The sequence below is a fragment of the Hyphomonas sp. CY54-11-8 genome (assembly GCF_000682735.1).
Classification (GTDB): Bacteria; Pseudomonadota; Alphaproteobacteria; order Caulobacterales; family Hyphomonadaceae; genus Hyphomonas.
This window is the reverse complement of sequence record NZ_AWFD01000037.1, coordinates 56,163-79,972: the sequence shown is the minus strand read 5'-3', so window position 1 is coordinate 79,972 and position 23,810 is coordinate 56,163. Positions and strand designations below refer to the sequence as shown.

General features: G+C 62.2%; 28 protein-coding genes. 21 read left to right on the top strand and 7 right to left on the bottom strand.

From position 1 onward, the window contains the following. Positions 1-76 precede the first annotated feature (76 nt). The 8 genes from HY17_RS17480 (at position 77) to HY17_RS17445 (ending at position 5,412) form a co-directional block, all read left to right on the top strand. Entirely contained in the window at positions 77-1,183 is a 1,107-nt protein-coding gene (locus HY17_RS17480; protein ID WP_034769047.1) for an S-(hydroxymethyl)glutathione dehydrogenase/class III alcohol dehydrogenase, read from the top strand. Next, on the top strand, positions 1,183-1,680 hold the full coding sequence (locus tag HY17_RS19730; RefSeq protein ID WP_051600273.1) for a thioredoxin family protein: 498 nt from the start codon (positions 1,183-1,185) through the stop codon (positions 1,678-1,680). The genes HY17_RS17480 and HY17_RS19730 overlap by 1 nt, the downstream gene beginning before the upstream one ends. Positions 1,681-1,702: 22 nt before the next feature. Then, positions 1,703-2,227: a DUF1993 domain-containing protein gene (locus HY17_RS17470; RefSeq protein ID WP_051600272.1), complete on the top strand. Its 525-nt coding sequence runs from the start codon at positions 1,703-1,705 to the stop codon at positions 2,225-2,227. Positions 2,228-2,503: 276 nt separating this feature from the next. After that, positions 2,504-3,670 carry an acyltransferase gene (locus tag HY17_RS19725; RefSeq protein WP_175354522.1) on the top strand — a complete coding sequence of 389 codons (1,167 nt, stop codon included), beginning with the start codon at positions 2,504-2,506 and terminating at the stop codon, positions 3,668-3,670. An 83-nt stretch (positions 3,671-3,753) separates the two neighbouring features. Further along, the gene (locus HY17_RS17460; protein ID WP_034769045.1) at positions 3,754-4,131 is read left to right on the top strand and encodes a VOC family protein; all 378 of its coding nucleotides are present in this window, start codon (positions 3,754-3,756) and stop codon (positions 4,129-4,131) included. Positions 4,132-4,260: 129 nt separating this feature from the next. Continuing rightward, positions 4,261-4,578 carry a hypothetical protein gene (locus tag HY17_RS19720; RefSeq protein ID WP_051600270.1) on the top strand — a complete coding sequence of 106 codons (318 nt, stop codon included), beginning with the start codon at positions 4,261-4,263 and terminating at the stop codon, positions 4,576-4,578. A gap of 17 nt (positions 4,579-4,595) precedes the next feature. Then, on the top strand, positions 4,596-5,087 hold the full coding sequence (locus HY17_RS17450) for a RidA family protein (RefSeq protein ID WP_034769260.1): 492 nt from the start codon (positions 4,596-4,598) through the stop codon (positions 5,085-5,087). Positions 5,088-5,100: 13 nt separating this feature from the next. Continuing rightward, positions 5,101-5,412, top strand: coding sequence for a hypothetical protein (locus HY17_RS17445; RefSeq protein WP_034769043.1), 312 nt, complete (start codon positions 5,101-5,103; stop codon positions 5,410-5,412). Here HY17_RS17445 and HY17_RS17440 read toward each other — a convergent pair whose 3' ends face one another. After that, complete coding sequence (locus HY17_RS17440) at positions 5,413-5,790, bottom strand: rhodanese-like domain-containing protein (RefSeq protein ID WP_051600268.1); 378 nt, start codon at positions 5,788-5,790, stop codon at positions 5,413-5,415. A gap of 97 nt (positions 5,791-5,887) precedes the next feature. Further along, entirely contained in the window at positions 5,888-6,979 is a 1,092-nt protein-coding gene (locus HY17_RS17435; RefSeq protein WP_034769041.1) for a glutathione S-transferase family protein, read from the bottom strand. Positions 6,980-7,139: 160 nt separating this feature from the next. On the opposite strand from HY17_RS17435, the gene fghA reads away from it, so the two are divergent. Beyond that, complete coding sequence (gene fghA, locus HY17_RS17430) at positions 7,140-7,985, top strand: S-formylglutathione hydrolase (RefSeq protein WP_034769039.1); 846 nt, start codon at positions 7,140-7,142, stop codon at positions 7,983-7,985. Positions 7,986-8,125: 140 nt separating this feature from the next. On the opposite strand, the gene hemN is transcribed toward fghA, so the two are convergent. After that, positions 8,126-9,475: an oxygen-independent coproporphyrinogen III oxidase gene (hemN, locus tag HY17_RS17425; protein WP_034769036.1), complete on the bottom strand. Its 1,350-nt coding sequence runs from the start codon at positions 9,473-9,475 to the stop codon at positions 8,126-8,128. A 118-nt stretch (positions 9,476-9,593) separates the two neighbouring features. On the opposite strand from hemN, the gene HY17_RS17420 reads away from it, so the two are divergent. After that, positions 9,594-10,118, top strand: a complete 525-nt coding sequence (locus tag HY17_RS17420) for a DsrE family protein (protein WP_034769034.1) — start codon at positions 9,594-9,596, stop codon at positions 10,116-10,118. 89 nt (positions 10,119-10,207) lie between these two features. Next, a complete protein-coding gene (locus HY17_RS17415; RefSeq protein WP_034769032.1) occupies positions 10,208-11,230 on the top strand; it encodes a GSU2403 family nucleotidyltransferase fold protein in 1,023 nt (340 codons plus the stop codon). A gap of 9 nt (positions 11,231-11,239) precedes the next feature. Here HY17_RS17415 and HY17_RS17410 read toward each other — a convergent pair whose 3' ends face one another. Then, the gene (locus HY17_RS17410) at positions 11,240-11,599 is read right to left on the bottom strand and encodes a RusA family crossover junction endodeoxyribonuclease (RefSeq protein ID WP_034769030.1); all 360 of its coding nucleotides are present in this window, start codon (positions 11,597-11,599) and stop codon (positions 11,240-11,242) included. Then, on the bottom strand, positions 11,596-11,913 hold the full coding sequence (locus HY17_RS17405; RefSeq protein ID WP_034769028.1) for a ribosomal protein L7/L12: 318 nt from the start codon (positions 11,911-11,913) through the stop codon (positions 11,596-11,598). Before HY17_RS17405 ends, HY17_RS17410 begins: the two co-directional genes overlap by 4 nt. 175 nt (positions 11,914-12,088) lie before the next feature. Between HY17_RS17405 and fumC the strand changes: the two genes are divergently transcribed. The 7 genes from fumC (at position 12,089) to HY17_RS20640 (ending at position 17,528) form a co-directional block, all read left to right on the top strand. Further along, positions 12,089-13,483 carry a class II fumarate hydratase gene (fumC, locus tag HY17_RS17400; protein WP_034769026.1) on the top strand — a complete coding sequence of 465 codons (1,395 nt, stop codon included), beginning with the start codon at positions 12,089-12,091 and terminating at the stop codon, positions 13,481-13,483. Between the two features lie 91 nt (positions 13,484-13,574). Then, positions 13,575-14,384, top strand: coding sequence for an SDR family oxidoreductase (locus HY17_RS17395; RefSeq protein WP_175354521.1), 810 nt, complete (start codon positions 13,575-13,577; stop codon positions 14,382-14,384). A gap of 116 nt (positions 14,385-14,500) precedes the next feature. Beyond that, positions 14,501-16,138 carry a SulP family inorganic anion transporter gene (locus tag HY17_RS17390; protein WP_034769025.1) on the top strand — a complete coding sequence of 546 codons (1,638 nt, stop codon included), beginning with the start codon at positions 14,501-14,503 and terminating at the stop codon, positions 16,136-16,138. Between the two features lie 99 nt (positions 16,139-16,237). Further along, entirely contained in the window at positions 16,238-16,534 is a 297-nt protein-coding gene (locus HY17_RS17385; protein ID WP_034769254.1) for a hypothetical protein, read from the top strand. Between the two features lie 3 nt (positions 16,535-16,537). After that, a complete protein-coding gene (locus tag HY17_RS17380) occupies positions 16,538-17,128 on the top strand; it encodes a GNAT family N-acetyltransferase (RefSeq protein WP_051600266.1) in 591 nt (196 codons plus the stop codon). 9 nt (positions 17,129-17,137) lie between these two features. Beyond that, positions 17,138-17,332: a DUF4169 family protein gene (locus tag HY17_RS17375; protein WP_034769023.1), complete on the top strand. Its 195-nt coding sequence runs from the start codon at positions 17,138-17,140 to the stop codon at positions 17,330-17,332. A gap of 70 nt (positions 17,333-17,402) precedes the next feature. Beyond that, complete coding sequence (locus HY17_RS20640) at positions 17,403-17,528, top strand: hypothetical protein (protein ID WP_255342777.1); 126 nt, start codon at positions 17,403-17,405, stop codon at positions 17,526-17,528. 3 nt (positions 17,529-17,531) lie between these two features. Here the strand turns inward: HY17_RS20640 and HY17_RS17370 are convergent, their stop codons facing one another. Continuing rightward, positions 17,532-18,578 carry a hypothetical protein gene (locus HY17_RS17370; protein WP_034769021.1) on the bottom strand — a complete coding sequence of 349 codons (1,047 nt, stop codon included), beginning with the start codon at positions 18,576-18,578 and terminating at the stop codon, positions 17,532-17,534. A 176-nt stretch (positions 18,579-18,754) separates the two neighbouring features. Between HY17_RS17370 and HY17_RS17365 the strand changes: the two genes are divergently transcribed. Next, positions 18,755-19,243: a DUF3291 domain-containing protein gene (locus HY17_RS17365; protein WP_034769019.1), complete on the top strand. Its 489-nt coding sequence runs from the start codon at positions 18,755-18,757 to the stop codon at positions 19,241-19,243. Positions 19,244-19,370: 127 nt separating this feature from the next. After that, positions 19,371-20,477: an NADH:flavin oxidoreductase gene (locus tag HY17_RS17360; protein ID WP_034769017.1), complete on the top strand. Its 1,107-nt coding sequence runs from the start codon at positions 19,371-19,373 to the stop codon at positions 20,475-20,477. 304 nt (positions 20,478-20,781) lie between these two features. On the opposite strand, the gene HY17_RS17355 is transcribed toward HY17_RS17360, so the two are convergent. After that, positions 20,782-21,288, bottom strand: coding sequence for a cupin domain-containing protein (locus tag HY17_RS17355; protein ID WP_034769014.1), 507 nt, complete (start codon positions 21,286-21,288; stop codon positions 20,782-20,784). Positions 21,289-21,410: 122 nt separating this feature from the next. Between HY17_RS17355 and HY17_RS17350 the strand changes: the two genes are divergently transcribed. Continuing rightward, positions 21,411-23,753 (top strand): ATP-dependent helicase, encoded by a 2,343-nt coding sequence (locus HY17_RS17350; protein ID WP_034769012.1) that lies wholly within the window; start codon positions 21,411-21,413, stop codon positions 23,751-23,753. Positions 23,754-23,810 lie beyond the last annotated feature (57 nt).

Below are 23,810 nucleotides of genomic sequence, written 5' to 3'. Positions count from 1 at the left end.
GTGCCTGCGGCCCACCATGAACAACACCATGTATGGACCGTGAATACACCATTGATACGCCGAGGAGCCTCCCGCTATGAAAACCCGCGCCGCCGTCGCCTTTGAGGCCAAGAAACCGCTCGAAATCGTCGAACTGGATCTGGAAGGCCCGAAGGCCGGCGAAGTGCTGGTCGAGATCATGGCCACCGGCATCTGCCACACGGACGCCTACACGCTGGACGGGCTCGATTCTGAAGGCATCTTCCCGAGCGTGCTGGGCCATGAAGGCGCGGGCATCGTTCGCGAGGTCGGCGCGGGCGTAACCAGCGTGAAGCCGGGTGACCATGTCATTCCGCTCTACACGCCGGAATGCCGCCAGTGCAAAAGCTGCCTCTCCGGCAAGACGAACCTCTGCACCGCGATCCGCGCCACGCAGGGCAAGGGCCTGATGCCGGACGGCACCAGCCGCTTCTCCTACAAGGGCCAGACGATCTACCATTACATGGGCTGCTCGACCTTTTCGAACTTTACCGTCCTGCCGGAGATCGCCGTTGCGAAAATCCGCGAGGACGCGCCCTTCGACAAGGCCTGCTATGTCGGCTGCGGCGTGACGACCGGCGTTGGCGCCGTCGTCAATACGGCGAAGGTTCAGGTCGGTGACAACGTCGTCGTCTTTGGTCTCGGCGGCATCGGACTCAATGTGATCCAGGGCGCAAAGATGGCTGGGGCCGACAAGATCGTCGGCGTTGACATCAACGACTCCAAGAAGGAATGGGGCGAGAAATTCGGAATGACGCATTTCGTCAATCCGAAGAACACCGTCGATGTGGTCGCCCATCTTGTGGAGCTGACCGATGGCGGCGCGGACTATTCCTTCGACTGCACCGGCAACACGGACGTCATGCGCCAGGCGCTGGAATGCTGCCATCGCGGCTGGGGCACCTCGGTCATCATCGGTGTGGCGGAAGCCGGCAAGGAAATCAGCACACGGCCGTTCCAGCTGGTGACGGGCCGCAATTGGCGCGGCACGGCCTTTGGCGGCGCCAAGGGCCGCACGGATGTGCCGAAGATTGTCGACTGGTACATGAACGGCAAGATCCAGATCGACCCGATGATCACCCACGTCATGAAGCTCGACAAGATCAACGACGCCTTCGACCTGATGCACTCGGGCGAGAGTATCCGGTCTGTGGTGGTTTACTGATGCGGGGCCGCGGCGTGCGCCATTGTCTTGGCGCGGCGGCGCTGGGGCTGGCTTTGGTCTCGGCAGCGGGCTTTGCGCAGGCGGAAGAGGCGCCAGAAGCGAAGCTGTACCTGTCGGACTCATATAACGAGACCGCCGACCCAGCGGCGGATGTTCAACGGGCAATCGAAGAGGCCGATGGCCGGCACATCCTGCTGGAAGTCGGCGGGGACTGGTGCGTCTGGTGCAAGATTCTCGACAAATATCTGGAAGACAATACCGATGTCCGCGAGGCGTTCGGCGAGAGCTTCATGATCGTGAAGATCAATTTCAGCCGCGAGCATCCGAACACGGAATTCCTGGGGGGCTTTCCGGAGGCCGAAGGCTATCCGCATTTCTATGTGCTGGACTCTGACGGCGGTTTGCTTGCCTCGCAGGGAACAGCCGAGCTGGAAGAAGGCAAAGGATACAATCGCACGCGCATGCTGGAATTTGCAGAGCGCTGGCGCAAAAACTGAACCGGTTTGGAAGGAAACTCAGATGGGCATCGTCAAACGCAATCTCGAAATTTACCGTACACGTCTTGTGTCGCTGAAGAACATGCTCGGACGGGCGGAAGCGGAACTGTTGCCGGATGATCCGGAGAAGACCGCGCTGCTGACGGCGCGGCTGGCCGAGGACATGCTGCCACTGCCGAACCAGGTCTGGTTCACCTGCCGTCAGGCGGAGCTGCTGCTGGGCAAGCTGAACGCCGCGCCAGTGAAGGAATTCGAGAGCGATAAGGCGAGCTTTGCGGACCTGAAGGCGCTCGTCGCCGAGACGATTTCGCGGATCGAGGCACAGACTGACACGAAGGAAGATTTCGCCGAAGGGAAGACGATCCTGGAGCTCCCCGGCTTTCCGACACTCTCCATCTCCGGGCAGGACTATATCGACGAGTGGCTGACGCCGAACTTCTATTTCCACTTCGTCACGGCCTACGACATCCTGCGGGCAGAAGGGCTGGCCATTGGCAAGGCCGACTATATGAGCCACCTCCGCCCGCTGCTCGCGGCGGCTGGTTGAGTGTAGTCAGTCCGGCACTGGACACAGGTATCTGGAATTTCCTGCGGGCGGCGATTGCCGCCCGTTTTTTGTTTGCTGACCACGTCTCCGACATGACCCGCAGAGGGTCTGTCAAACGGACCTGGCTGGCTGATTGGGAAAGAGGGGGAGGGTGTTCCTTGCGGCGCCTTGATCGAACTTGCCGGCTTCCTGCTGGCTTGCACCTTCAGCGATTCTGGCACATCGTTTGCGGGTGGGATGCGTCTGGTGTGCCAATCCCGAGGAAAGAGCTCTCAAGTGACCAGTATTACTGCATCGAGGCGGGTGGATCTGGTCCCAACCCGCGCTTTTGAAACCATCGATCTGATACGCTTCCTGGCGGCAGCCCAGGTAACCTGGTCCCATGTCTGGCTTGTCATCACGCCAAATCTGACACCTGAAATGGGCCCGTTGTGGCGTGCGGTTTTTCTGACCGCGAGTTTCGGACAGGATGCGGTCCGCATTTTCTTTGTGATCAGCGGGTACTGGATCACCCGCTCGGTGTTGCGGCGCATTGCGGCAGATCGATGGAGCTGGTCATCATACCTGACCGACCGGCTGACGCGCCTCTGGATCGTTGCCGTGCCGGCTTTGCTGCTGGGTGGCCTGCTGGATATTCTTGGCCGGTACGTTTTCGATTTCAGCATCTATTCCAACTACGCCATTCTCGATGAGGCGCCGATTGACCTTGGCGAGCGGCTGACGGTCCCGGCCTTTCTCGGAAACATCGCTTTCCTCCAGAACATCTTTTACGACACGTTCGGTTCCAATTTCCCGCTTTGGAGCCTTGCGAATGAGTTCTGGTATTATCTCTGGTTCCCGGCACTGATTCTGTTGCTGCGCCAGCGCGCTGTCATTCCGGGCCTCATGGCTTTCATCACCTTCATTCTGTTCTTCGACTCCAATGTCAGCGGAGCCTTCGGAATCTGGCTGATCGGGTCGGCTGTTTATGTCTTTACCGAGTTTGTCGGCGGGCAATTGCGGCAATTGCCGATGGTGACACGCTATGGCCTTGGTGGCCTGGCTGGCCTCGTCTTCCTGTCCGCGCTTGGTTTCACCCGAGTCGTGGAATCCAGCTGGCTTATGGACGGCCTTGTCGTTGGCGCCGGCTTCGGGGTCTTCCTTTGTGCGGTGATCCTGTTCGATCTTGGCATCCCGGCTTTGGCGCGGCCCGGCGCCGTTTATGGGGCGGGCGCCTCATACTCCCTCTATGTGTGTCACTTCCCCGCCATGTTGATGGCGATCGCCATCCTGCAGCAGTTCAGCACATTCGGGGTGAACCTCACGACGTTGTTCGTGGCGCTTTCGCTCACGCTCGTCCTGTTCGGTGTCGGCTGGGGCTTCAGCCGGATGACGGAAAACCATACCGCCTTCTTGCGGAGCAAGATCGCAGGCCGGTTGCGACCTACGAGCCTGTCCACCTGACGCAGCGAGAGGCGGGAATTCCTCTGGCGCCGCCCGTGCGGCTGGGGCACACATGCGGCACCAATCAAGGAGGAAGAACACGCATGTTCAGTCACGTCATGGTCGGCACGAACGACCTTGAAAAAGCCAAGGCGTTCTACGACGCCCTGTTCACGTCCATTGGCGGCCGGGAGGCCATCACCGATCCGAAAGGCCGTCTGATCTACCTGCACAATGGCGGCACCTTCCTGGTGACCCCGCCGATCGACGGCCAGCCGGCCACGCACGCCAATGGCGGCACGATCGGTTTCGCCGCCGAGAATCCGGAACAGGCTGATGCCTGGCACGCTGCAGGCGTTGCGGCGGGCGGCACGCCGATCGAGGACCCGCCGGGTTGGCGCGAAGGCGGCGGCATGAAGCTCTACCTCGCTTATCTGCGCGATCCGGACGGAAACAAGATCTGCGCGATGTGCCGCGGTTAAAGGCAAATACCCAGGCCGCCCCTCCCAAATCAGGAGGGGCGGTTTCGCATTCGGGCGACCTTATGTAGTCTGTTGCTCTGACAGACGCCGATAATGCCCCGGCACAGGGGCTGGAGGGAGGCGACCGAGATGACCGAGTTTACCCACTACACTTTGCTGGCCGACGGAGAGGTGTTCTCGCCGAATGCGGATTTCGATACCGAATGCGGGCGATATATCATGGCCATGAAAGTCTGGGCCAAAGATCCGGACCAGGCGGCTGACATGATCGTCGCCATCGGACAGCGCCTCGGCTTCAAGCCCGATGGCGAGCTGCAGGTGTTCGTGACCGACCCCGACGAACCCGCCGACGACGAACCCTTCGGCTATGATATTCAGTTCACGTCCTATTCGCAGGACGAGGAAGATGAGGCGGGCGAGGAAGAGCGCCCCAGATGGATCCACTGACAACAGGAACGACTTGCATGAAAAACATGTTCAGGATGGGCGGCATTGCCGCGCTGGTGATGGCCACAACGGGCCTTGGCGGCTGTGTCATCGCCGATGTCGAAGGCGTTGAGGCCATGTACAAGCCGGATGTCGAATACTATTCCGCCCCGACTGTGGCCGGAATGGATTTGCCGTTCTCGAAGGCCGTGCGCGTGGGTGACACGATCTACCTGTCCGGAGAGCTGGGCATCGATCCGGCAACGAACACCTTCCCGCCGGGCGGCACGGGCGCGCAGACAACGCAGATCTTCAAGAATATCGAAGCCACGCTGGACGAATTCGATGCAGATCTGTCGGACATCGTCAAATGCAGCGTCTTCCTGGGCGACATGCAGAATTATGGCGAAATGAACGCGGCCTATGACGCGGCGCTGCCGGATCCGAAGCCGGCCCGGTCCACGTTCGGGGCAGGCGGCCTGGCGCTGGGCGCGGAACTCGAAATCGAGTGCCTCGCCATCCGTCCGTAAAGGACCGGCCACAATGGAATGGCGCGACCCGGATGCCCCGGTGGACCTGTCGCCCGTCGGGTCGGAAACGATCCGCCGGGTGATCGAGCGGGCCATCGAAGACGGCAACCGGGTCGCCTCGCTTTCCCAATGGACCAAGGCGCTGGTGGCGCATATGGAGCGGGGGTTGAGCGAGGGCCTGAAGGCCGACATCCGAGCGCAGTATCCGGCGCTCGAATATTACGAGGATGCGGGCTCGCCCCATAACGAACCGGACGAGGGCTTCATCGAAGACGGTTTTGCCGTGTCCTTCCCGCGGCCCCGGCCTCAGACCAGGCCTGGATGATCACTTGCGATATTGCTTGACCGGCAGGTTGGCTGCCGTCCAGGCCATCATCCCGCCGCGCACATTGCTGACGTCGGTGAACCCGGCCCCGGCGAGCAGCTTCGCCGCCCGGCCGGACCGCATGCCGGACCGGCAGATCACCGCCACCGGCGCCGAGGCGTCTTCCTTCATGAACCCATAGATCGTGTCGACCATGCGCGGATCGCCCAGGGTGACAGTGTGGGCGCCTTTCGGAATGCCGCTCTCCCATTCGCTTTCGGTGCGGACATCGACAAGGATCAGCTGCTTCTTGCGCACGCGGTCATTCGCGTCTGCCGGATCGATCTGCGGGATGGCGGGCCTGCTGCTGCCGCCGAATAGCTTGTCAAACAATCCCATGGATCGCGCCTCATTGCCGTTACGGCCTGAGATTTAGCATCCGGGCAGGAGCCGCCATAGATGCGGCGCCTGCGACAGATGCAGTCACGGCGTCCCGTCAAGCGAGGACGAGGCGGCAATCCTTCCGTGCCATCCGGGCAGGCAGTTCGAACGAGGCGAGCGCCCGACCGCCAACCGAGGCGAGCAGCGCATCGGCGCGGGCCTTCGCGTCTGTGTCCATGGCGCCGTACGCATCGAGCACAGCCTGCAGGCGCCAGAGCGGGAACGTCCGCGCGGCCGCCGGTCCGGTGAAGCCTTCGATGGAGACCTCGATCTGCCCCACAGCGCGCGGTACGGCATCGCCTGATGAAGCCACCGCGGCCCAACCGGCAAACAGGTCGTTGGTGGCCTTCAGAGCCGGCAGCTGCTCGCGCATCTGGCGCTTCAGGATCGGCAGCAGCGTTTCCGGGATCCCATCATCAGCGGCGAGGTCACCCGTGCCCGCGTCGCCCGCATGTGTGCGCTCAACCCAGTCCGCCACGCGCGGGGCAAGGCGTTTCATCAGCACGCCGGATTCCGGGTCACGGTAGAGGTGTGCGTAGAGCGGTCCAATGAAGGCGAAATCGGCGAGGCAGGGGCGCTCGCCCAGCAGGAAGGGGTGGGCTTCAAGGTGCTGGGAAAACTCGCGGAGAAAGGCCTCATAGCTCCGCTCGATACCAGGAATGGTTTCCGGATGCACACCCAGGACTGGCAGGGCGCCCTTGAAGCGCTGGCCGTTCTTCTTGCCGATCTCATACTGTTCCGGCCGGCTGAGCTGGGGGGCGGAGAGGGCGCCGAATTCGGAATAGGCCCAGTCCTCATTATAGGTCCAGCGATAGTGCATGGCGGGCAGGGTGAGCCATTCATCGCCATAGAGCTGGAGCAGGAGCGCCACGAAGCGCTGCAGCGGTGTCGCCGGCAGGGCAGGCGGCTCGCGGTGTTCGGCGGCCTCGACCTGTTCGATGATGTCAGCGGTGTCCTGCACGATGCTGCCGTCCGGCATCTTCAACACCGGGATCACGGGCCAGCCGACATTCGGCAGGATGATGTCGCGATAGACCTGCTGTGTGGCGATCTGTTCTTCGAAGTCTGCCCCGCGCCAGCGGAGATAGGCGCGGGCCTTGCCAGTGAAATAGCTGACCTCGGCGCCGTAGAGCGTGTATGCTGGCATGATGCGTTTTCCTGTCCCTTTGTGGCGGGCTTTGTGCCGCAGGATTGCCCGCGGGCGCAAGGCTGCTATCCCGTAAAGGACAGTGCTTGACGTGCCGCGCCCAATCGTGTTGCCCGTGGGGCAATCCGTTCCAACCAGCCGCAGGACCCTGTACGCGCCCATGACCCAGCTCACTTCTGTCTCTTCCTGGAAATCCTTTGGTGGAAACCTTTCCGTGTACGATCATGAATCTGCGGTGCTGGGCTGCAAGATGCGGTTTGCGGTCTACACGCCGCCGCAGGCAGCTGACGGCTCGGTGCCGGTGCTGTGGTATCTCTCCGGCCTCACCTGCAGCTGGGCGAACGTGATGGAGAAGTCCGGCCTGCAGCGCGCCGCGACCGAGCATGGCATCATGGTGATCGCACCGGATACCAGCCCGCGCGGCGAAGGCATTCCGGATGACGAGGCCTATGATCTCGGCCAGGGCGCGGGCTTTTACCTGACTGCCACGCAGGAGCCGTGGGCGAAACATTTCAAGATGGATCAGTACATCACCGATGAGCTGCCAAAGCTGGTCGGAGCAGAGATCAAAAATGCCGACATGGGAAAGCAGGGGATCTTCGGCCATTCCATGGGCGGGCATGGGGCGATTACGCTGCACCTGAAATATCCGGACACTTACAAGACCTGTTCGGCCTTCAGCCCGATCACCAGTCCGGCGCGCGTGCCGTGGGGTCAGAAGGCGTTCACCGCCTATCTCGGCCCGGCCTCCATCGCGTGGGAGCAGTACGACGCAACTGAACTGGTGAAGGAACGCCAGAGCCGCGCCCGCATCATGGTCGACACCGGCACCGCGGATACGTTCCTCGAAAAGGAGCTGAAGCCGGAGATCTTCATTGATGCCTGCATGGCGAACGGCCAGGCGCTCGATTACAGGATGCGCGAAGGCTATGGCCATGACTACTATTTCATCGCCACTTTCATGGACGATCATATCGCCCATCACGCGGCCGGCCTGAAAGCCTGAGCGCCTCAAAAAGAGAGAATGCGTCCGCAGGCCCCGTTGGGTATCGGGGTTCATGCGCGACCGCTTCCCTGTGCCCTGCAAGCACACGACCTTGCATGAATGCCGGCGTGGGACACCGGCACCTGCGAATCTTGTCTGCGCTACACCGCCTTGGCGTGGCGCGCCTCGACCGGTTTGTACCGGCCGTCGAAACACTGGGCGACCGTGCGCAGCAGGAGGCGCGCTTCCTTCGGTACACTGATGATATCGCCGTCTATCCGGCAGAGGTCGGCGGACTGCAGGAAGCGCGCAGTTTCCAGCGCGTCGTCCAGCGCGCCGGGGTCTGCGCCCATCTCGCGGCAGGTTGCGTCCACATCCACCCATAGCTGGCACATAAGCTTTTCGATTGCGCGGGCGCGCAGACGGTCATCCTCGGTCAGCTCGATACCGCGCTCTGAGGGCAGACGGCCGTCTTCGACAGCGGCCGCCCAAGCGGTGCGCGCCTTGAAGTTCTGCACATAGCCCTGACGAAATTGCGAGATCGAGGTCGAGCCGATGCCGACCAGTGTTTCACATGGGTCGTCGGTATAGCCCTGGAAGTTCCGGCGCAGTGTCCCGCTGCGGGCTGCGCGGGTGAGCGGATCGTCCGGGGCGGCAAAGTGGTCAAGGCCGATGGCGTGGAACCCGGCACCCGTCAGCGTGGCAGCGCCAGCCTCTGCCTGCCGGAAGCGTTCTTCAAGGCCCGGCAGGGCGGATTCATCGATGGCGGCCTGGTGTTTGGCGAACCAGGGCACATGGGCATAGCCGAAGAAGGAGACGCGCGCGGCGCCCATTTCGGCAGCGAAGTGGGCGGCTTCGACGACGTCTTCCACGGTCTGGAAGGGCAGGCCGTACATCAAGTCCATATTGATGGCGTGGATGCCGACCGCACGCAGGCGTTCGATGCCGTCCACCAGCAGCTCCTTCGGCTGGATGCGGCCGACGGCTTCCTGCACTTTCGGGGCAAGGGTCTGCACGCCGAAGCTGACCCGGCAGACGCCGGCGTCCGCCATGGCCTGGATGAAATCCGGTGTCAGCGTACGCGGATCGACTTCGACGGCGATCTCGATATCGGGCTGTGTTCCGAAGGCGTCGATGGCGTGCGACACGAGACCTTTGAAGTCTTCCGCCGAGAGCGCGTTCGGGGAGCCGCCGCCGAAATGCAGGTGCGCCATGCCGGCATGCGGGCCGAGTGCCTTGGCCCAGACGTCGATCTCCTGATGCAGCGTTTCCAGGTATGTGCCGATCCGGCGGTAACCGTTCGGCACGCTGGTGGCGCAGCCGCAATAGAAGCAGAGTTTCTCGCAGAAAGGCACGTGCATATAGACAGAGATCGGCTCATCCGGATTGACGGAGGCCGCCCAGATGCGTGCCTGATCTTCGGCCACGCGGGGACTGAAATCCGCCGCCGTCGGGTAGCTCGTGTAACGCGGAACGGGCCGCGTTGCGAAAGTGGTCCATGCCTGTTTCATGATCCGCGTCTTAGCAGCGTTGGCAGGCCGCCGGATTACGCAGAATCCCGTACGCATCCGCTGTCTCGACGGCGCCGCCGGGCGGGCGTAGGGTCGGCGCATCAAGAGGAGAGAGACCATGATCCGTACCGCCGCCTGCGCCGCCGCCCTGTTTACCCTTGCCATGCCCGCGCTGGCGGGGCCGGAAGCGTTCCAGCCGGGCACGGTGGTGCCGGACTATGGGAAGGTCGCCATGATCGACGGGGTGACCCTGCCGGCGGACACGGTCATGAAGGTCGCGTTCGACATCGGGCAGGCTGGGCCGGAAGATGGCATCAGCCGCAGCCTGGAAACGCCGGCCCGGTTCCTGAACATGCATGCCGCCGCAGGCGTTGATCCGGCGAACCTGCACGTTGCGCTGATCGTGCACGGCGCGGCCGGCAAGGACCTGATGACGGATGAGGCACGCGGCGCGCCCAATCCGAATGCCGGCCTGATTGCGGAATTGCTGGCCGCGGGTGCGACCATCGAACTGTGCGGGCAGACGTCGGCCATGCGGGACATCGCACCGGAAGACCTGCTGCCGGGCGTGACCATCGGCCTGTCGGCAATGTCGACGCACGCCCTGCTGCAGCAGCAAGGCTACACGCTGAACCCGTTCTGACAGCCCAGGCTCTGGTTACACCACAATAGTTGTTATTGTGGTGTAACAATGCTATTACACCACAATAACAACTATTGTGGTGTAATAGCATGGTGCGCAGCTTTCCTCTTTCGGTTCATACGACTTATCAGGACCTGTTGCAGGCGCATCTGGTTCAGGCGGTTTCGGATATTCCGGGCCTTCCATTCCTGCGAGATATGGGGAAAAAGGGTAAGTACTGGTACGCGCGCCAGCGGATCGGCGACAGGACTGTGCAGAAATACATAGGTCCCGACACGCCGGATATTCGCCAGCGGATCGACATGGCGAAAACGGCCAGGTCCGAACGCAAGGCATTTGAACGCCGTTGCGCAAGTCTGGTCGCCCAGCTGCGTGCTGCAGGCGTGCCGACCCTGGATAGGAATTCGGGCAAATTGCTGCATGCCATGGAGAAAGCAGGTGTTTTTCGCCTGGGTGGCACCTTGGTTGGGACGCATGCGTTCCGGCTCTATAGCGCAGAGCTTGGTGTACAGTTCGATGATTCGTTGGCTGTGACAGAAGATGTCGATATTGCAGCCTTCGAAAATCTGAAACTGGTCATTGAAGACGAGGCCGATCCTGCCTTACCGGAAACGTTCAGGGATCTGAACCTTCAGCCTGCGGCGGGGCTCGACCGTAGGCACCGGCCGACAAGGTGGGTCATGGGTGGGGAGGGTGGAACCGAGGTTGAATTTCTTGTGCCGCGCATGCGCGAAGACAGCGAAATCCTGAAATTGGAGCCGCTGGGCGTATATGCGCAGGCATTGCCGTTCCTGAATTTTCTGATTGCAGAGCCCATTGCCGCTGTCGCGCTATACCGTTCGGGCGTGCTGGTTCAGGTGCCAAGACCCGAGCGCTATGCTGTGCACAAACTGATCGTTGCAGCGCGCAGGCGCACCTCTTCAGCACTAAAGGCGAAAAAGGATATTGCTCAGGCGGAGATCCTGTTCGAAGTGCTTCTCGAAGACCGGCCGGCAGAACTCGCAGAAGCATTTCAGATCGCCATAGAAATTGGGCCGAAGTGGCGTAAGGCGATCGAAATGACGCTGAAGAGATCGGCGAAATTGACGGCATTAGCTGAAGAACTGGGTTGAGGAAGAAGTTCAACCCATCGCTTCGGCAAGGAGCCAGATGCCTTCACGCTCCGCCTGGCGGCGTTCGACCAGCAGGCGGGCGACCTGATGGTCGTCGTCGAAGACATTGCCGGTGAGGCTGTCGAGCAGGGCCTTGGCGAGATTGTCGAGGTCCATCCAGGGCGGGTCGCCGGAATATTCCATCATGATGTGTACGGAATATTCGCCATAGCCGGGGCGTAGCGGTGGGAACTCCTTGCGGAAGAATTCCTTCAGCAGCGTCTTGTAATATTTTGTCTGTGTGGTGAGGCCCGTGCAACGCACTTCCAGCGCGCCATCCTCCGTGATGCGTGCCTGAACCTTTCCCGATTTTACCCAATCGCTGTTCAATGCAGCCTCAGGTCGCGCTTACGCTCGCGCGCCTCAATAGCTTCCTTGGAGTCTTTCAGGCCGAGGCCGGTGGTCTGGCGCAGCAGTTTGATAGCGCGGATTTTCTTGCGGGCGTCCAGCTCGGCATCGATCTCCAGCCATTTGGACATGGTGACCCGTTCCAGCGCGGCGTCGACCTCTTCGGGTGTCGGCGGAATGGGGGAGAGGCTGTTCTCCCTCTTCTTGCCGCCAGCGGTCGCGCGGCCGATCAGGAACACCACGAACAGGGTGAACAGGACTTCCGGCTGCAGGATCTTGTCGAAATAGGCTTCCATACCAGCCTCCCCATGGTTGCAGGCGATGGTCCTCCTTAAACGAAGCCGCCGGTGAGGGCGAGGGGGCGCGGATCAGGCGGATCGGGCTGAATCGCCTGCTGCGGCGGCGGGAACAGTTGATTGCGGCCCGGCTTGGGGCTAGTCCGCTGCCAGCAGATCAAGGAGCTTTGCCCTCATGGCCAATACCCGCACCGAATCCGATACGATGGGCCCGATCGAGGTCGCCGATGATGTCTACTGGGGCGCCCAGGCCCAGCGCAGCCTCGGAAACTTCAAGATCGGCTGGGAAAAACAGCCCGAGCCGGTGATCCGCGCCCTCGGAATCGTCAAGAAGGCGGCCGCGCAGGCGAACATGGATCTCGGCAAGATGGATCCGGAAATCGGCAAGGTGATCGTCGATGTCGCCGGTGAAGTGATCGAGGGCAAGCTGAACGATCACTTCCCGCTGGTCGTGTGGCAGACGGGTTCTGGCACCCAGTCCAACATGAACACGAACGAGGTCATCTCGAACCGTGCGATCGAGATCATGGGCGGCGAGAAGGGCTCGAAGAAGCCGGTTCACCCGAACGACCATGTGAACATGTCCCAGTCGTCGAACGACTGCTTCCCGACGGCGATGCACATCGCGGCTGCCGAAGAGACGGTGCACCGCCTCGTTCCGGCGCTGAAGCACCTCCACGCCGCACTGGACGCCAAGGCCAAGGCCTGGACCGAAATCATCAAGATCGGCCGGACCCACACGCAGGACGCAACGCCCGTCACGCTCGGCCAGGAATTCTCCGGCTATGCCAAGCAGATCGAGAACGGCATCAAGCGCATCGAGATGACGCTGCCGATGCTGATGGAACTGGCGCAGGGCGGCACGGCCGTCGGCACAGGCCTCGCTTCGCCGGAAGGCTTTGCAGATCTGGTCGCTTCGAAAATCGCCGAGATCACCGGCCTGCCGTTCACCTCCGCCCCGAACAAGTTCGAGGCGCTGGCCGCGCACGATGCCCTCGTGATGACGCATGGCGCGATCAACACGGTCGCCATGTCGTGCTTCAAGATCGCCAACGATATCCGCTTCCTCGGCTCCGGCCCGCGGTCTGGCCTCGGTGAGCTGGCGCTGCCTGAGAACGAGCCAGGGTCGTCGATCATGCCGGGCAAGGTGAACCCGACCCAGTGCGAAGCGCTGACCCAGGTCTGCGCCCACATCCACGGCAACAATGCCGCTATCGGTTTTGCCGGAAGCCAGGGCCATTTCGAGCTGAACGTGTTCAACCCGATGATGTCCTACAACTTCCTGCAGTCGGTGCGTCTGCTGGCAGACGCCGCGATCAGCTTCACCGACAATTGCGTGGTTGGCATTGAGCCGCGCCTCGACAATATCGAGAAGGGCCTGAAGAACTCCCTGATGCTGGTGACCCCGCTGAAAGAGAAGTTCGGCTACGACCGCGCGGCGAAGATCGCCAAGACCGCCCACAAGAACGGCACCACGCTGCGCGAAGAAGCCATCAAGGACGGTATCCCGGCAGAAGACTTCGACGCCATCGTGCGTCCGGAGAAAATGATCGGGCCGGATCCGCGCTAAGGCTGCATTCGGTTCGTTCTCTTAAGTTTTTTCTTGCTGTTGACCGGCCCCTCCTGCACGAGGGGCCGGTTGTTTTTAGGAGGAGACACCCATGAGCATTGATTTCAGCAATCTCTATTCGGTCAAAGGCAAGACGGTCGTCATCACGGGCGGGTCGCGCGGGATCGGGGAAATGCTTGCGGCAGGGTTCCTGGCCAATGGCGCGAAAGTCATCATTTCCTCGCGCAAGGAAAAGGCTTGCGAAGAAACCGTTGAGCGCCTGAAAGGCGAATATGGCGGCGAGATCTATGCCATCCCGTCCGATGTCGGCCAGATGGTCGGTATCGAGCACCTCGCCAGCGAGATCGCGAAGCGCGAAGAGAAGGTCGACGTGCTGATCAACAATGCCGGTGTCGCCTGGGGTGCTTCGCTGGACGAATTCCCGGAACATGGCTGGGACAAGGTGATGGACGTCAACGTCAAGGGCGTCTTCTTCCTGACCCAGAAACTGATGCCGCTGCTGCGCAATTCGGCCAGCGCCGACAGCCCGGCCCGCGTCATCAACATCGCTTCCATCGACGGCATGCACACTTCGCCGATGAGCGGGTACTGCTACGGCACGTCCAAGGCCGCCGTGATCCACCTGACGCGCTTCATGGGCTCGCAGCTGGCCAAGGAAAACATCCTCGTCAACGGCATCGCGCCGGGCCCGTTTCCGACTTACATGCTGTCCACCGGTGTCGGCTACAAAGGCGAAACCGAGGGTGTGGACTGGGATGCCATCGGCTCGCGCAGCCCGTCGGGCCGTGTCGGCAAGCCGGAAGACATTGCCGGTCTCGCCATGTTCCTGTCGTCCCAGGCTTCGGCCTATATCAACGGTCACACCATCCCGTGCGACGGCGGAATCGTCGCTGCGAGCTGACCCGTCAGGGGCAGAAAAGTCAGCCATTTTGGCCGCGTTCGTGTTGCCCCGCAGCATGAACGCGGCCATAGGGGCGCCTGAAGCCAGCTCCCTCAAACAGAACTGACGATATTCCCGTGGTAAGATCGACTTTTGCAGCGTTCGCCGAACGTCTCGGCGCGCAGGGGCTCTCACAGCCCGATTTCAAGGCCTACACGCCCGCCCAGATCAAGACCGACCTTCTGGCCGGCCTGACCGTGGCGCTGGCCCTTGTGCCGGAAGCCGTGGCCTTTGCGTTCGTCGCACATGTGCACCCGCTGGTGGGCCTCTATGCGGCCTTCATCGTTGGGCTTGTGACCGCGCTGATCGGCGGCCGGCCGGGCATGATTTCCGGCGCGACTGGGGCGCTGGCCGTTGTGATGGTCTCGCTGGTGGCGACCCATGGCGTGGAATACCTGTTCGCGACGGTCGTCCTGATGGGCATCCTGCAGCTTGCGGCGGGCATTTTCCGGATGGGGAAGTTCATCCGTCTTGTGCCGCATCCGGTGATGCTGGGCTTCGTCAACGGGCTCGCCATCGTGATCTTCCTGGCGCAGCTGACTCAGTTCCAGGTGCCCGGCAGCGGGGAAGCCGCCGGGCATGGCATGGCGGGCGGGGAGTGGCTCAGTGGAACGCCGCTTATCCTGATGCTGGCGCTGGTGGGTCTCACAATGGCGATTATCTGGGGCTTGCCGAAGATTACGAGGATCATTCCGGCACCACTGGCCGGCATCGGTATTGTTGCGGCCGTGGTGATCGGCTTCGGCCTCGACGTGCCCCGCGTCGGCGATCTTGCGTCCATCAAGGGTGGCTTGCCGCAATTCCACATTCCAAGCGTTCCGATGAATGTGGAGACGCTGAAGATCATCCTGCCTTACGCGTTCATCCTCGCGGCCATCGGCCTGATCGAGAGCCTGCTGACACTGAACCTCGTCGGCGAGATGACCAACAAAAGGGGCGGGGCGAGCCAGGAATGCGTTGCACAGGGTACGGCGAATGTGATCACCGGCTTCTTCGGCGGCATGGGCGGCTGCGCCATGATCGGCCAGTCCATGATCAATGTGAAATCCGGCGGCCGCACGCGTCTCTCCGGCATCTCGGCGGCGCTGTTCCTGCTGGCCTTTATCCTGGTCGGCTCCAGCCTGATCGAGCAGATCCCGCTCGCGGCATTGGTGGGCGTGATGTTCATGGTCGTGATCGGCACGTTTGCCTGGAACAGCCTGCGCATCATGACCCGCATCCCGCTGACCGATGCGATCGTCATCGTCCTGGTGACCGGTGTGACCGTGGCCTATGACCTCGCCACGGCGGTGATCGTCGGCGTGATTGTCTCGGCGCTTGCCTATGCCTGGAACAATGCCCGCCGCATTCATGTGATCGAACGCGACAGCGTCCGTACGCCAGGGGCACACGTGTATGAGATCGAAGGCCCGCTCTTCTTCGGTTCGACCGACAAGTTTGCCGAGCTGTTCCACCCGGAGAGCGACCCGGACGTCGTGATCGTGGATTTCATGCGCTCGCGCGTGGTCGACCAGTCGGCCCTGCAGGCGATCGAAGACCTGGCGGCGAAATATGCCGCGCTCGGCAAGACGCTGCGCCTGCGCCACCTGTCCCGCGACTGCCACAAGCTGCTGGCCAAGGCCGGACAGCTGATGGTCGATTCCGACGATGACCCGGATTACGAGCTGGCTGTAGACTATTCCGTCCGCACCGGCGTCTTTGGCGGCGGTCACTGACGCTCCACAGGCGCCTCCAGTTCAGGGACTGACGCGGGCGGCCTTAAGGCTGTATCCTTGCGCGAGAGAATCACTCCCGCCAAGAAAGGCCTGATCATCATGGCAAACCCTCCCGTCGGCTCGAAGGCCAACCCGTCCCAGTTCGACGTGATCGACAAGCTGGGGGCCGATGAGCCTTATTTCGTGATCCGCGCGCATGACCCGCTGTCCTCGGCGCTGGTGGAGCTGCATGCCTATATCGGCGCGGGCCAGTCCGGCGCGGCGCATAACAAGCTGGCCGAGATCATGGCGCTGACCGCTGCCAAGCCGCCGCGCCCAGCCTCCAGCCCGAAATACCGCGAAACCTTTGCGATCTCGCTCGCCATGGAGCAGTGGCGCGAAACGCACAAGGAATAGGGGATGGACCTGCGGGCCGATGAATTGTCGGACCAGCACGTCACGCTCGTGCCATTCGATGTGGCCCGGGACGGCGGAGACCTGCGGACCATGGCCGAAACGCTCGGAGAGCGGATCGAGACCTGGCCCTATTACAATCCGCCATCGGACTGGATCGGTGCCTGGCTCGCCAATATCGAGGCGCGTATGGCGGACGGCAAACTGATCCCGTTTCGCGTGTCGCGTCCGGATGGGCGGTTTGCCGGCATCTCCACCTATCTCGGTCCGGATGCCATTTCGCGGAATGTCGAAATCGGCATGACGATGTACACGGCGGATGCTCAGGGCACGGAGGTGAATCCCGCCGCCAAGCGCCTGTTGCTGGGGCACGCATTCGAGCAGGGTGCCGTGCGCGTGCAATTCAATATCGACCAGCGCAACCAGCGGTCCCAGGCAGCCGTGAAGAAACTGGGCGGCGTGCAGGAAGGCGTCCTGCGGGACAACCGTATCCTGCCGAACGGCGTCTTGCGTTCCACCGTCGTCTTCTCCATTCTCTCAGGCGAATGGCCGGCCGTGAAAGCGGGCCTCGATGCACGGCTAGCAGCGTTCGAATAGGGGCAGGTGATGAACGAGCCGGTCAATCTGAACAAGTTCCGAAAGGCGAAAACGAAGGCCGAAAAGGAACAGAAGGCGAAGGAAAACCGCGCCAAATTCGGCCGCACGAAATCAGAAAAGCAGCTGGAGAAGGCCCGCGCCGACAAGCTGTCGAAGCTCACCGAAGGCCATCGCCTGAAAGACACGCCCGAGGCGGATGGTTAATTCCGCCTGAAGGCGCGGCCCGCGCCTTGCAGCACTCCCGGAAACGCTGTTCCAATCCGGGAGGACCCAAATGGCTGGGATCGCAAAGAAACTCGTCTTCTGTGCCGCATCGTTCGGTGCCGGTATCGCATGGGGCCTGATCGCGGAAGCCGCGGAATATCAGGGCTCCCTGACGCACCTGCTGCTCGGACAGTAGGCCTCAGCTCCCCACTTCGTCTTCTTCTGCCATGGGCCAGTCTGGCTCATGGGTGACACTGTCCAGGAATGTGTCATCCATCCGGCGGCCTGAGACGCGCTCCAGCGCATCGAAAATCGGACGCGCCTTCTTGTCTTTCAGGAGGGGAATGCGGCTCGCCAGTTCGGCGGCGCGGGCATAGCGCAGCTGGGCTGTTTCCATGTCGCCGCGTGCTTCGGCACAGGCGCCGAGATTATGCAGCACAGCCGGGGCGTCCGGCCATTCGCGGCCGAGCTCATCCCATTGCGCACAGGCGCCGAGCATCTCACCGCGCTTGGTGGCTTGCACGGCGGCCTCAAAGCGCGGATCGTTCTGCTCTTCGGGGATCAGGCCTTCGGTCATGATCTCGGCACGGATGGTTGCATCATAGGGCGCGATGTCAGTGCGGAATCGGCGGACGGCTTCCACGGTGGCATCCACGATCATGCCATAAGGGGCATCGCGCGGATCGTAGCTTGAGCGGACAGGATCCTGCCAGGTGCCAAGCTCCCGGCCGTCATCCTCATACTCGCGGATATCGACACAGGATTCCTGATTGGCACCGCCGCCCTGGTTGTGAGCGAAGACCACGCGGCCAGTGTCAGCATCGATCAGCCGGGCCGTGACGATCACTTCGACGGTTTCCTCGGTACATTCCGTTTCGACGATGGCGCGGTGTTCGCAATCGAACAGGCCGTCATATTCGACGCATTTGCGTTTGCGCTCGAAACGCGTTTCGCCTTCCCAATTGTCGATGTCGACTTCGCCTTCATAGACGCCTTGCGGCCGGCCGGACCCGTCAACGCCGAACCAGTAGGCGCCGTCCAGCACGACATCCCCCAGCATGCGGGCGAATTCTTCCTCGGCGACGTTGCCGGCCGGCCCGCTGAACTGTCCGACCTGCACATCGCGGTAGGTCGCAGCTTCCGGAAAGGTCGGCACCATCCGGGCGCGGTAGTCGTATCCGGGCGTTGTGCAGGCCGCCATCAGGGGCAGGGCCAGCAGCAGGCAGGCAGAGAAGTGACGGCGCATGCGATTCGATCCTCAAAAGAACGGGCCTTGAAATAACAGGGCAATTCCTGCCGCTTTGGACTGAACCTCAGATTAACATCGCGGCAGGGGAGAGAAAAATCCGTTCCGGGGCGAATTCGGGCTGGCGGCGGTGTGGGGGTGGTCCAATATCAGGAAGCCCGACACAGGAGACCTTCATGACCCGTCATCTTGCAGAGCTCAATATCGGCCGGCTGCTGGCCCCCACGGACGACCCGCGTGTGACGGAGTTCATGAATGCGCTGGACCTGATCAACGGCATGGGCAAGCGCATGCCGGGCTTTGTCTGGATGATGGAAGGATCAGGAGAGCCGGGCACCGGGAACACCGAGGCAAAGATCGGCGGCGACCCGCAGTTTGTTTCCAACCTGACGGTGTGGGAATCGGTCGAGACGCTGGAGAATTTCGTCTGGAACACGGTGCATCGTCAGTTCTACGAGCGCCGCGAGGAATGGTTTGAAGTCCTGGGCAGCATGCACTTTGTCATGTGGTGGATCGAGCCGGGCCACGAGCCGACGCTGGACGAAGCGCTGGAACGGCTGGATCTGCTGAACCGGATCGGGGATTCAGAGGACGCGTTTGGCTGGTCCTACCTTAAGGAGGCACGCCTGTGGCGCTCCCGAGGCTGCCGGACGGATGCGGCCTGAGCCCGAAAGCGTACACTGTTAACATCCGCTCATGCGACCCTTTACTTCTGCCACCCACAGCGCTGCTTGACGGGGGCGTCATCCGCCTCCAACTGTCCTGCAGTCCTGCTGAGGAGGCTGAAGCCCAATGACAAGTCCGCTGTTCACCCCGTTCAAGCTGAAAAACATGGAACTGCCCAACCGGGTGGTTATGGCACCGATGACCCGGTCGAAATCACCGGGCGGCGTGCCGGGGGAGAATGTCGCGGACTATTACGCCCGCCGGGCCGCGTCTGATGTCGGCCTGATCGTCACCGAAGGCACCACAGTACGCCGGGGCGGGGCCTCCAACGATCCGAACGTGCCGAACCTCTACAAGGCCGACGCGCTGGCCGGCTGGAAGAACGTCGTCGAAAAAGTGCACGCCAATCACGGTAAGATCGCACCGCAGATCTGGCACCAGGGCATGATGCGCAAGCCCGGGTCGGGCCCGGAGCCGGACGCACCGACCGATGGCCCGTCAGGCGTTACCCACACCGGCAAGCAGGTCCTGCCGGAGCCGACGACGGCGGAAGTCGATGACATGGTCATGGCCTTTGCCGAGGCCGCTGCAGATGCGCAAAGGGTCGGATTCGACTGTATCGAGCTGCACGGCGCGCATGGCTACCTGATCGACGAATTCTTCTGGGAGGTGATGAACAAGCGGTCCGACCGTTATGGCGGCTCGCTGGCGGAACGGGCGACCTTTGCCGCCGACATCATCCGCGAAGTGCGCAAGAAGGTCGGCCCGGACATGGCCATCATCCTGCGCTATTCCCAGTGGAAGCAGCAGGAGTACACCGCCCGCCTCGCGACCACGCCGCAGGCGCTGGAAGAGTTCCTGAAAGTCTTCGTCGATGCCGGCGTCGACTGCCTGCACGTTTCCCAGCGCCGCTACTGGGAGCCGGAATTCCCGGAAATTGACGGCGAGAACGGCCTGAACGGCGCTGGCTGGGCGAAGAAGCTGACCGGCCTGCCGGTCATCACCGTCGGTTCTGTGGGCCTGTCGGGTGACTTCATCGGTGCGTTCCAGGGCCAGGGTTCCGGCCAGCGCTCGCTGGAGGACCTTGAAGAGCGCCTGTCTCGCGGCGAGTTCGACCTCGTCGCCGTTGGCCGGGCGCTGCTGCAGGACCCGCACTGGGCGACCAAGGTGAAAGAAGGCCGCATCAGCGAGATCAGCGACTACGACGCGGCTGCCCTGGCGACTCTCTACTAAAGAGAGAAAGCCGCCTTGCCATGAGCGGGAAATTGTGGCTTCCTGACGTTGCAGCGTTCGGACGCTCCGGCCTTCTGTCGGCCACTACTTCCGGGCGTGGCGAAGAAGGCTGGGTGGGGCATTCTGTGCTTGGAGAATGAACCCGGCTGGTTGTGCCACGTTTGTTGGAGTGATGCCTGACTGAGGGGCCGGAGCGCCTGAAGTCTCCCTCGGGATGCGCATCACACCAGCGTCCCCGTTCTGGCTCCGCCACCGGCGTTTTCTCACTCTCGCGCGCCGTGGCGGGGCTTTTTTTATGCGCAGCCTAGTCGGCGGAGGTTTCCCCCTCCCAATAATCGACTTCGCTTTCCTGGCGTCCGACATAGCGGAACATCCGCTCGCGCTTGCCGGGCAGGCGCGTCGTCGCGAGGAATTTGCCGCTGTCCGGGTACTCGCAGATTTCCGTATCGGCCTTGCTCGAGATGGCGACATATTTCAGCGGCACACTGCCGGTGTTCGTCAGCTTGTGGGCATGGCCCGGGCCGCCGCGCGGGGCTCCGAGCACATCGCCTGCCTGCACGGCATAGCTGTCCGGCCCAAAGCGATACATGCCTTCGCCTTCCAGAATGACGAACATCTCGTCCTCTGCGTGATGGTTATGGAAAGGACAGGCGGACTTGCCGGGTGGCACGATGCAGAGCGCCGCGCCAATCTGCGTGAGACCCACGCGGTCTGAAATATCGGCATCAAGCGAGCGATAATGCTCACCCTGTTCGAAAGGTTCAAGCGGCAGCTCGTCCAGCCGTGCGACGGGATTCAGTTTCTTTATCATCACGTTGCTATGCCTCCATGCAGGGCTGCAGATCAATACATTCGCGGGTCAGACCGGACTCGATTTCCTGAGGGAGCATGTGATCTGCCTCAAGCCCTGCCCAACCGGCCAATCCCTGCTATATGTTCCTGATGAGTTCCAATCCGAATCGTCCCTCGATCAGCCAGATGGCTGCGCCGCGCCCGCCTGTCCCGCAGGGGGATGCGTCGTACCTGAATGGCCTCAATCCCGAACAGCGCGAAGCGGTGATGACCACGGAAGGCCCGCTGCTGGTGCTGGCAGGGGCGGGCACGGGCAAGACCCGCGTGCTGACCGCGCGGCTTGCGCACATCATCGCCTCCCGGCTTGCCTGGCCGTCGCAGACGCTGACCGTGACCTTCACGAACAAGGCCGCGCGGGAAATGCGCGAGCGGGCCCTGCGCCTGATCGGCGATGCAGGGGAGGGACTGCGCTGGCTCGGCACATTCCACTCGATCAGCGCGCAGATCCTGCGCCAGCATGCCGAACTCGTCGGGCTGAAATCCAGCTTCACCATTCTCGACACAGATGACCAGGTGCGGCTGTGCAAACAGATCATCGTGGCTGAGGATATCGATCCGAAGCGCTGGACACCGCGCTTCCTGGCCGGCCTGATCGATGGCTGGAAGAACCGGGCCCTGACGCCGGAGCGTGTGCCTGCCGACGAGGCGTTCCAGTTCGCGGACGGCAAGGGTATCAAATGCTACGAGATCTATCAGGCGCGCCTGAAAGTTCTGAACGCCTGCGATTTCGGTGACCTGCTGATCCACAACATCACGATCTTCCAGCAGAACCCGGACCTCTTGAAGGATTTCCAGTCGAAGTTCCGCTACATCCTCGTGGACGAGTACCAGGACACGAACGTCGCCCAATATCTCTGGCTGCGCCTGCTGGCACAGGGCTCGCAGAATATCTGCTGCGTGGGCGATGACGACCAGTCCATCTATGGCTGGCGCGGGGCGGAGGTGGACAACATCCTGCGCTTCGAGAAGGATTTCCCGGGCGCGAAAGTGATCCGGCTGGAGCGGAACTACCGGTCCACCAAACACATCCTCGCTGCAGCTTCATCCGTGATTGCGCACAATCGCGGCCGCCTCGGCAAGACGCTCTATGTCGGTGACGACAACGCGATCGAGAACATTGATGCCGACAAGGTGAAAGTGCGTGGCCTGTGGGACGGCGAGGCCGAGAGCCGTCTGATCGCGGACGATATCGAAAGCTGGGTGCGCGGCGGCGGCAAGCATGACGATTGCGCCGTGCTGGTGCGGGCCTCCTGGCAGATGCGGGCGTTCGAGGAACGCTTCATCCTGCTCGGCATTCCTTACCGTGTAATCGGCGGCCCGCGCTTCTTCGAGCGTGCAGAGATCCGCGATGCGATGGCCTATCTGCGCCTGATCCGTTCGCCGGATGACGACCTTGCTTTCGAGCGCGTGGTGAACCAGCCGAAGCGCGGGATCGGCAACACGACTCTGGCGAAACTGCAGGCCTATGCGCGGGCGGATGGGCGCAGCCTGTTCGTGCTGACGCCGATGGTGCTGCAGACTGACGAGGTGAAAGGCGCGGCCAGGCGTGGCCTCACCCAGTTCATTGACCAGATCAATATGTGGCGGGACCGTCTCAATAATGGCATGCCGCACACAGAGCTGGCTGAGGTCATCCTCGAAGAGTCCGGCTACACAGACATGCTGCAGAAAGACCGCAGTCCGCAGGCGCAGACGCGGCTGGACAACCTCAAGGAACTGGTCCGCGCCATGGGCGAATTCGATACGCTCGCAGGCTTCCTCGAACATGTGGAACTGGTCATGGATGCTTCCACTGGCGGGGCCGACGAGGATCAGGTCCAGATCCTGACGCTGCACGCGGCCAAGGGCCTTGAATGGCCGGTCGTCTTCCTGCCGGGCTGGGAGGAGGAAGTGTTCCCCTCGCGCCGCAGCCTGGACGAGAGCGGGTTGAAGGGCCTCGAGGAGGAGCGCCGGCTGGCCTATGTGGGCATCACCCGTGCGCGCGAGCGCGCCTATATTTCCTTTGTCGCCAACCGGCAGATCTATGGCCGCTGGCAAAGCGTGATGCCGTCGCGCTTTGTCGATGAGCTGCCGCATGAGAATGTCGAAGTGATCTCTGAAACCGGCTATTCCGGCATGCCGGGTGGGGAGGATGCCTTCAGCGGTTCCATCGAAGACCTCGGCGAGCGCAGCGACTATTCCAGCCCCGGCTGGAAGCGCCTGAAGGAGAACGCGGGCAAATATCCGAGCACAGGGGCCCCGCGCGATGCCTCGAACCTCACCGCCACCAGCGGCGGACCGGAAGCCTTCCGGAAAGGCCAGCGCGTCTTCCACGACAAGTTCGGCTATGGCCGCGTTGCCTTCAGCGAGGGCAACAAGCTGACCGTCGATTTCGAAAAGTCCGGCCGAAAGAAAGTCATCGCGACCTTCGTCTCGCAAGCCTGATTTCCAGCGCCTGAGTTCAGGAGGGCAGCGCCGGGCGGCCTGTCAGGGGAGGACCAG